8 protein-coding genes are annotated in these 7,326 nt (G+C 42.2%); all 8 read left to right on the top strand.

Annotated elements, in window-relative coordinates:
• On the top strand, positions 1–740 hold a 740-nt coding region (locus IJN28_04975; protein MBQ6713122.1), incomplete at its 5' end, for a phosphate ABC transporter substrate-binding protein.
• Between the two features lie 63 nt (positions 741–803).
• Entirely contained in the window at positions 804–1,751 is a 948-nt protein-coding gene (gene pstC / locus IJN28_04970; protein ID MBQ6713121.1) for a phosphate ABC transporter permease subunit PstC, read from the top strand.
• 63 nt (positions 1,752–1,814) lie between these two features.
• Positions 1,815–2,612 (top strand): phosphate ABC transporter permease PstA, encoded by a 798-nt coding sequence (pstA, locus tag IJN28_04965; protein MBQ6713120.1) that lies wholly within the window; start codon positions 1,815–1,817, stop codon positions 2,610–2,612.
• Positions 2,609–3,364 carry a phosphate ABC transporter ATP-binding protein gene (pstB, locus tag IJN28_04960; protein ID MBQ6713119.1) on the top strand — a complete coding sequence of 252 codons (756 nt, stop codon included), beginning with the start codon at positions 2,609–2,611 and terminating at the stop codon, positions 3,362–3,364. Before pstA ends, pstB begins: the two co-directional genes overlap by 4 nt.
• A 10-nt stretch (positions 3,365–3,374) precedes the next feature.
• Positions 3,375–4,019: a phosphate signaling complex protein PhoU gene (phoU, locus tag IJN28_04955; GenBank protein MBQ6713118.1), complete on the top strand. Its 645-nt coding sequence runs from the start codon at positions 3,375–3,377 to the stop codon at positions 4,017–4,019.
• Between the two features lie 2 nt (positions 4,020–4,021).
• Positions 4,022–4,702, top strand: coding sequence for a response regulator transcription factor (locus IJN28_04950; protein MBQ6713117.1), 681 nt, complete (start codon positions 4,022–4,024; stop codon positions 4,700–4,702).
• Complete coding sequence (locus IJN28_04945) at positions 4,692–6,350, top strand: two-component sensor histidine kinase (protein MBQ6713116.1); 1,659 nt, start codon at positions 4,692–4,694, stop codon at positions 6,348–6,350. Before IJN28_04950 ends, IJN28_04945 begins: the two co-directional genes overlap by 11 nt.
• Positions 6,351–6,570: 220 nt before the next feature.
• Positions 6,571–7,260, top strand: a complete 690-nt coding sequence (locus tag IJN28_04940) for a YggS family pyridoxal phosphate-dependent enzyme (protein ID MBQ6713115.1) — start codon at positions 6,571–6,573, stop codon at positions 7,258–7,260.
• Positions 7,261–7,326 lie beyond the last annotated feature (66 nt).

Raw genomic sequence — 7,326 nt, 5'->3', positions numbered from 1 at the left:
ATGCGAACACAACGGGTTCGGTTTCTACCGATGGTTCTACTTCTATGGAGAAGGTGATTGGTGCGCTGGGAGAATCGTTTCAGAATGATACAGGCATTCGTTTTACTTACAATCCCACGGGATCGGGCTCCGGTATCAAGGCTGTTCAAGAAGGTCGTTGTGATATAGGGCTTTCTTCGCGTGCTTTGAAGAAGACGGAACAAGATGCCGGACTGAAGGCGACTGTTCTTGCTTATGATGGTATTGCAGTTATCGTCAATCCGCATAATCCTGTTTCTAATTTGAGTTTGGAAGATGTTGCAAAAATTTATCGTGGTGAGATCACGAACTGGTCTAAACTTGGCGGCAATGATGCAGAGATCGTTCTTATCGGCCGTGAAGCAGGATCGGGTACTCGTGATGGTTTTGAATCTGTTACTGATACGAAGAATGGTTGTAAGTATCGTCAAGAGCTGACATCGACAGGCGATGTTATTACGACTGTTGCGCAGAATCCGAATGCGATCGGTTATGCCTCCGTTGCTTCTGTAAAAGATAGTGTAAAAGCGTTGACGATCAATGGCGTTTCTGCTAATGAAACAAATATCAAAAACGGCAGTTATGTGGTACAGCGTCCATTCGTATTGGTGACCAAGGATGGTAAAAAGCTAAGTGAGAGTGCTCAAAAGTTCTTTGATTATATTACTTCATCTGCTGCACATGGGATCATTTCTGCGACAGGTGCTGTTCCTGCAAAATAAAAAAATAAACAGATACGACGATTTTGCTACATGGTCGTCGTATCTCTTATGAGGATTTAGAGTATGTTGATTCAAGAAAAAATAAATGAAAGACAAGAAACGCAGAGTTCAGATTCGCCGTCAATTTTGAATAGATACTCTAAAAACAATCGATATCAGACGATGGAATATATCATTCATGGTATCTTTCTGCTCTTGGGTATGATTACGGTAGGGTGTGTACTGGTGATCATGGTATATTTGGTCATTTCGGGTATTCCTGCCATTCGTGAGATCGGTGTATTTGATTTTTTGCTCGGTGAAGAGTGGGCATCTACTGCTGCCGAAGCCAGATATGGTATCTTACCGTTTATTTTGACCAGTATATACGGGACTTTCGGTGCTATCATGCTTGGTGTTCCGATCGGCTTTATGACGGCTGTTTATTTGTCGAAATTGGCATCTCCGCAAATACGGTCTGTGATGCAGTCTGCTGTCAGTCTGCTTGCGGGGATTCCCTCTGTCGTCTATGGTCTGGTCGGGATGCTGGTGCTGGTTCCCGGTATTCGCAAGATGTTTGATGTACCTGATGGTGCAAGTTTATTGGCGGCGATCATTGTTTTAGCGATCATGATCCTGCCGTCTATTATTAAAATGTCTGTTACAGCACTGGACGCTGTTCCGAAAGAGTATGAAGATGCGTCTTTGGCTCTGGGCGCAACGCCGATCGAAACATATTTCAAAGTGTCTGTGCCTGCCGCTAAAAGCGGTATTGCCGCGGCTGTCGTTCTTGGGGTAGGACGTGCGATCGGGGAAGCTATGGCAGTCATGATGGTTGCGGGAAATGTGCCCAATATGCCTGATTCGCTGTTTCAGAGTGTACGTTTTTTGACTACTGCCGTAGCAAGCGAGATGGCTTATTCGAGTGGATTACAGCAAGAAGCGTTGTTTTCGATCGCTTTGGTATTGTTCTTTTTTATCATGCTGATCAATGTCACTTTGAATTTCTTTCTTAAGAGAGAAAAGGAGTAGATCATGTTGAATCAATCATTATCGAAAAAAAGAAAAAGGTTTGAACTGTTGGTGAGAGTGCTGATGTCGGTATCAGTCGGACTGACAGCCATGTTGGTCATATTTCTTTTGGCATATGTCTTGATAGAGGGCATTCCGAATATTACTTGGGAGCTGCTGTCCGGTAAGCCAAGTTATTTGACAGAACGCATTGGTATTTTGCCTGATATTTTAAATACGATATATATCGTGTTGGCAACAATGATTATTGTGTTGCCGCTTGGTGTCGGTGCGGCTGTTTATCTGACGGAATATGCTTCTAATCAGAAAATTGTCGGCATCATTGAATATGCGGCAGAAACACTGTCAGGTATTCCGTCTATCATATACGGTCTGGTTGGGATGCTCTTGTTTTCCAATAATATGGGGACTTGTCTGATGGCAGGGGCATTGACATTGGTTATTATGAACCTTCCGACTATTATGCGTACGACACAGGAAAGTCTGAAAACTGTCCCGCAATCATATCGTGAAGGAGCTTTTGGTCTGGGGGCAGGCAAATGGCGTGTGATTCGTACTGTAGTTCTTCCAAGTTGTGTAGACGGTATTGTTACAGGCTGTATCTTATCCGTGGGACGTATTATGGGGGAATCGGCGGCACTTCTTTTTACGGCAGGGTTTGCACACTCCTTGAATGGTCTGATACATGGTCTGACATCACCGGGTGCAACATTGACGGTTGCTCTTTATGTTTATGCAAAAGAACAAGGTGAGTTTGGCGTGGCATTTGCTATTGCAGCGATTTTGATGATTTTGACGGTGTTGATCAACTTTGCGGCGACATTTGTGCAGAATCATTTTACGAAAAGGAGAAGTTTATGAATAGTATTATTACAGTAAACGATATGTGTCTTTGGTATGGCGATCATCAGGCGTTGAAGAATATCAATATTGAGATACCACAAAGGAATATTACAGCTTTTATCGGACCTTCAGGCTGTGGTAAGTCTACGTTTTTAAAAACGCTCAATCGTATGAATGACTTGATTCCCAATGTCAAGATCAGCGGTGATATTCGTTACGCAGGTATTGATATTTTTGCCAAAGAGATCGATGTGAATCAGCTTCGCAAAGATATCGGTATGGTATTTCAAAAGCCGAATCCATTTCCTATGAGTATCTATGATAATGTTGCTTACGGACCCAGAACGCATGGTATTACCAATCGGGTAGAATTAGATGAGATCGTAGAGCGTGCTTTATGTGATGCGGCGATCTGGGATGAGGTAAAAGACAGACTCAAAAAGAATGCGTTGGGATTGTCGGGCGGACAACAACAACGATTGTGTATTGCCAGAGCGTTGGCTGTACAACCTAAGGTGCTTTTGATGGATGAGCCGACATCTGCGCTTGATCCGATCTCTACTTCGCGAATTGAAGAATTGGTCATGGAATTGAAGGAGAAATATACGATCGTCATGGTTACGCACAATATGCAGCAGGCTCTTCGTGTATCTGACTATACAGCATTCTTTTTACTTGGAGAATTGGTCGAGTTTGGTAAGACTGATGATATTTTTTCGGAGCCGAGAGATAAACGTACGGAAGATTATATTACAGGCAGATTTGGCTAAGGAGGATAAGATGAGAAATCGATTTGATGAACAGTTATTTGAATTAAACAGAGAGATCATCGAAATGGGTTCTATGTGTGAAGATGCGATTGCATCTGCTGCACAAGCGATGATTGCAGGCGATACAGAATTAGCAGCTCAAGTAATGAAAAACAGTACTGCGATCGATCAGATGGAACGCGATATTGAACGCCGTTGCATGAAACTATTGTTACATCAACAACCGGTTGCTCGCGATCTCCGTCTGATCTCTGCCGCATTAAAGATGATAACCGATATGGAACGTATCGGAGATCAAGCAGAAGATATTGCGGAGATCGTAATATCTCTCAATGGTCATACCATAGAAGAGATGCAGCTGGTCGGTGAAATGGCACATAAGACGATCAAGATGGTAACTGACAGTGTTGATGCTTTTGTGAAAAAAGATGTGGAGCTGGCGAAAAAAGTCATTGATCAAGATGATGTGGTAGATGACTATTTTTCCGAAATAAAACATGGTATAATTGCTCTGCTTGCAGAAAACGATGCTGATGGTGAGTTGATGCTTGATCTTTTGATGATCTCTAAGTATCTTGAACGCATTGGAGATCATGCCACCAACATTGCCGAGTGGGTGATCTATTCTGTGACGGGTACACACAAGGAGGTGTGAATATGATATGGTGCGTAGAGGATGATTCCAATATTCGCGACATCGAACTATATGCACTAAATTCTGCCGGTTTTGAAGTGAGGGGATTTGAAGACGGTCTTTCTTTTTGGGAAGCGTTAAAAAAAGAGAAACCCGAACTGATCATTTTAGATATCATGCTTCCCGGAATGGATGGGATCGAGATTTTGACTAAGATGAAAGAATCTGTCGAGTATAGCAATATTCCTGTTATTTTGGCAAGTGCCAAGGGGCAGGAATATGATCGAATCAGAGGTCTGGATATGGGGGCTGATGATTATATTGTTAAGCCTTTTAGTATTATGGAGATGATCTCTAGGGTAAAAGCAGTGCTGCGCCGCAGTCAACCGCGACAGTCGTCTAAAATACTGAAGGTAAAAGGACTGGTCGTCAATTTGGATGAACATACTGTTGCGGCAGATGGTAATTTTATTCAGCTTACATACAAAGAATTTGAAATACTTTGTATGTTTCTTTCTCATCCCGGCATGGTCTTCACCAGAGAACAACTATATACTCAGGTATGGCAAATGGATTACATCGGCGATTCGCGTACGTTAGATACACATATCCGAACGTTGCGCCAAAAGCTCGATGATTACGGCAAAATGATCGAAACGGTGCGTGGTATCGGTTATCGGTGGGGGGCTCATCATGACAGGTAAGATACTGCAATCTATCCTTTCTGTAGCAACTGCGGTATTGATTGCAAGTCTGATCGTTATTACCGGTGTGCTTTATCAGTATTTCGGAACTATGCAAGAGAGTCAGTTAAAAGATGAGCTAAAGGTAGTTGCCGCTGCAACAGAACAGCTTGGTGAACGCTATCTGCGCAGTCTGAATTCCGATCGCTACCGTTTAACATGGGTGGATGCTGACGGTACGGTTCGTTTTGACAGTCATGCAGATGCAGCGACTATGGAGAACCATGCAGAACGTGAGGAGATCAAAGAAGCACTTGCTTTTGGTCTGGGCAGTAGTACGCGTCAGTCTTCTACATTGACAGAGCAGACCATTTATGAAGCGACACGTCTTAACGATGGCAGTATTCTTCGTATTTCTGTAAGTCGTGCAACGGCGTTTGTATTGGTACTCGGTATGATCCCTCCGATCGCTGTTATTATGGTGATCGCAATCATGCTTTCGGCATGGCTCGCTCGGCGTATGGCGAAAAAAGTAGTAGAGCCGCTGAATAAGTTGAATCTGGAAAAGCCTATGGAAAATCAAGCATATGCGGAACTTTCGCCGCTTCTTTATCGTATCCATACACAGCACTTGGAAATTAAAAATCAAATACAGACATTGAAACAAAAACAAGATGAATTCGATCAGATCATCGGAAATATGAAAGAATCTTTGGTTTTATTGGATAGCGCAGGCAAAGTTATCAGTATCAATCCTGCGGCAAGAAGTTTATTTGATACCGATGTTGATTGTATCGGAGAAGATTTCTTGACGGTCGATCGAAAAACCAACATGCGTCATGCTTTAAACGAAGCCAAAGAACAAGGACATGCTGATTTTCGCGCTAATATAAAAGGCAGAGAGTATCAAGTTGATCTGACTCGTATTGATTCTGATGGAAATGAACAAGGTATGGTTATTCTTGCGTTTGATATTACCGAGCAGGTGAACGCAGAACGTAACCGTCGAGAATTTACTGCCAATGTATCTCATGAACTGAAGACACCGCTTCAATCTATTATCGGATCTGCCGAATTGATGGAAAACAGCATTGTAAAGGAAGAAGATATTCCAAGATTTGTCGGACGTATTCGTCAAGAAGCATCCAGATTGGTTTCTTTGATAGATAATATTATTCGTTTATCTCAGTTAGACGAAAAAACAGAACTTCTTCGTGAGGATGTATCGTTGCGTCTGCTGGCTGAGGAGGTTTGTGACACGCTTTCGGATGCCGAGAAGATGAAGAATGTTTCGCTGAAAGTGAGTGGCGATGACGGTGTGGTTAACGGTGTTCATCGGTTACTGTATGAAATCGTATATAATCTTTGTGATAATGCTATCAAGTACAACCATTTGGGTGGCAGTGTGAATATATCTGTTCAGCAAAATGCAAATGAGGTTTGGTTTCATATACAGGATACAGGTATTGGTATTTCACCCGAACATCACGATAAAATATTTGAACGATTTTATCGTGTAGATAAAAGTCATTCCAAGCAATCGGGCGGTACAGGACTTGGACTGTCTATCGTAAAGCATGCTGTGCAATATCACCATGGAAAAATATTTGTAAATAGTACACTGAGTAAAGGATCTACGATTTCAGTGGTATTTTATACAAAAATATAATGATATCATGAGCATGAAAAAGTGAAATGAAAAGGAGTGGCGCGGCGTTGGCGCGTCACTCCTTTTTTAGTGAGCAAGATCGTTGCTATATCTAAAAAGGGTTTGTGGTTACTTTGCTTTTTTTGTTATGAATTTTGTGGAAGAATTTATGATTTTTGCAGTATTTTTAAAAGGAAATTGACTATCCTCCTAGAATAGGTATGAGTGGAGGCTTAGCATTATGACTGATATTACACAAAATATAAAAATTGTTCGAGATAAAATTGCCCAAGCAATGCAAAGATCGCCGTATGCGAATGATGTTACGCTGATCGCTGTGACGAAGAATCATGGTGTAGAAGCGATGCGCGAGGCTATTGACGATCAGATCACTGTGATCGGTGAGAACCGGGTACAAGAGGCTGAGAGCAAGTATGATGTCTTGGGTCGCGAAGTATCGTGGCATTTGATTGGTCATTTGCAGAGCAACAAGGCCAAAAAGGCTGTCAGATTGTTTGATTTGATCCATTCGGTCGATTCGCTTGCGCTTGCGGAGGCGATCAATAAAGCGGCTGCACTCGAGGGCAAACGACAAGATATTTTGCTTCAAGTAAATGTTGCACAAGACGAGAATAAGTTCGGACTTGAGGCAGATGAGATGATGACGGTTGCCAAAGAGGTGTGCAAGATGTCTAATATCCGTTTATGCGGATTGATGACAATCGCACCTTTTTATGAAGATTGTGAGTTGGCAAGACCTGCTTTTCGTAAGTTGCGTGAGTTGTATCAGGAGTTAAAAGATGCTCGATTGGAAGGTAGCGATATTCAATATCTTTCGATGGGGATGACACATGATTTTGTTGTTGCAGTAGAAGAGGGTGCGAATCTGATTCGTGTAGGAACAGGGATTTTTGGCGCACGAGAATACTGATTACTGGAGGAATAGGAATGAGTTTATTACAAAAAGTAATGTCGAAATTGAATATTTTCGATTCGT

The organism is Selenomonadales bacterium (assembly GCA_017442105.1).
Taxonomy (GTDB): Bacteria; Bacillota; Negativicutes; order RGIG982; family RGIG982; genus RGIG982.
Note: the sequence above shows the minus strand (reverse complement) of the source record. Positions and strands in the feature narration are given on the sequence as shown.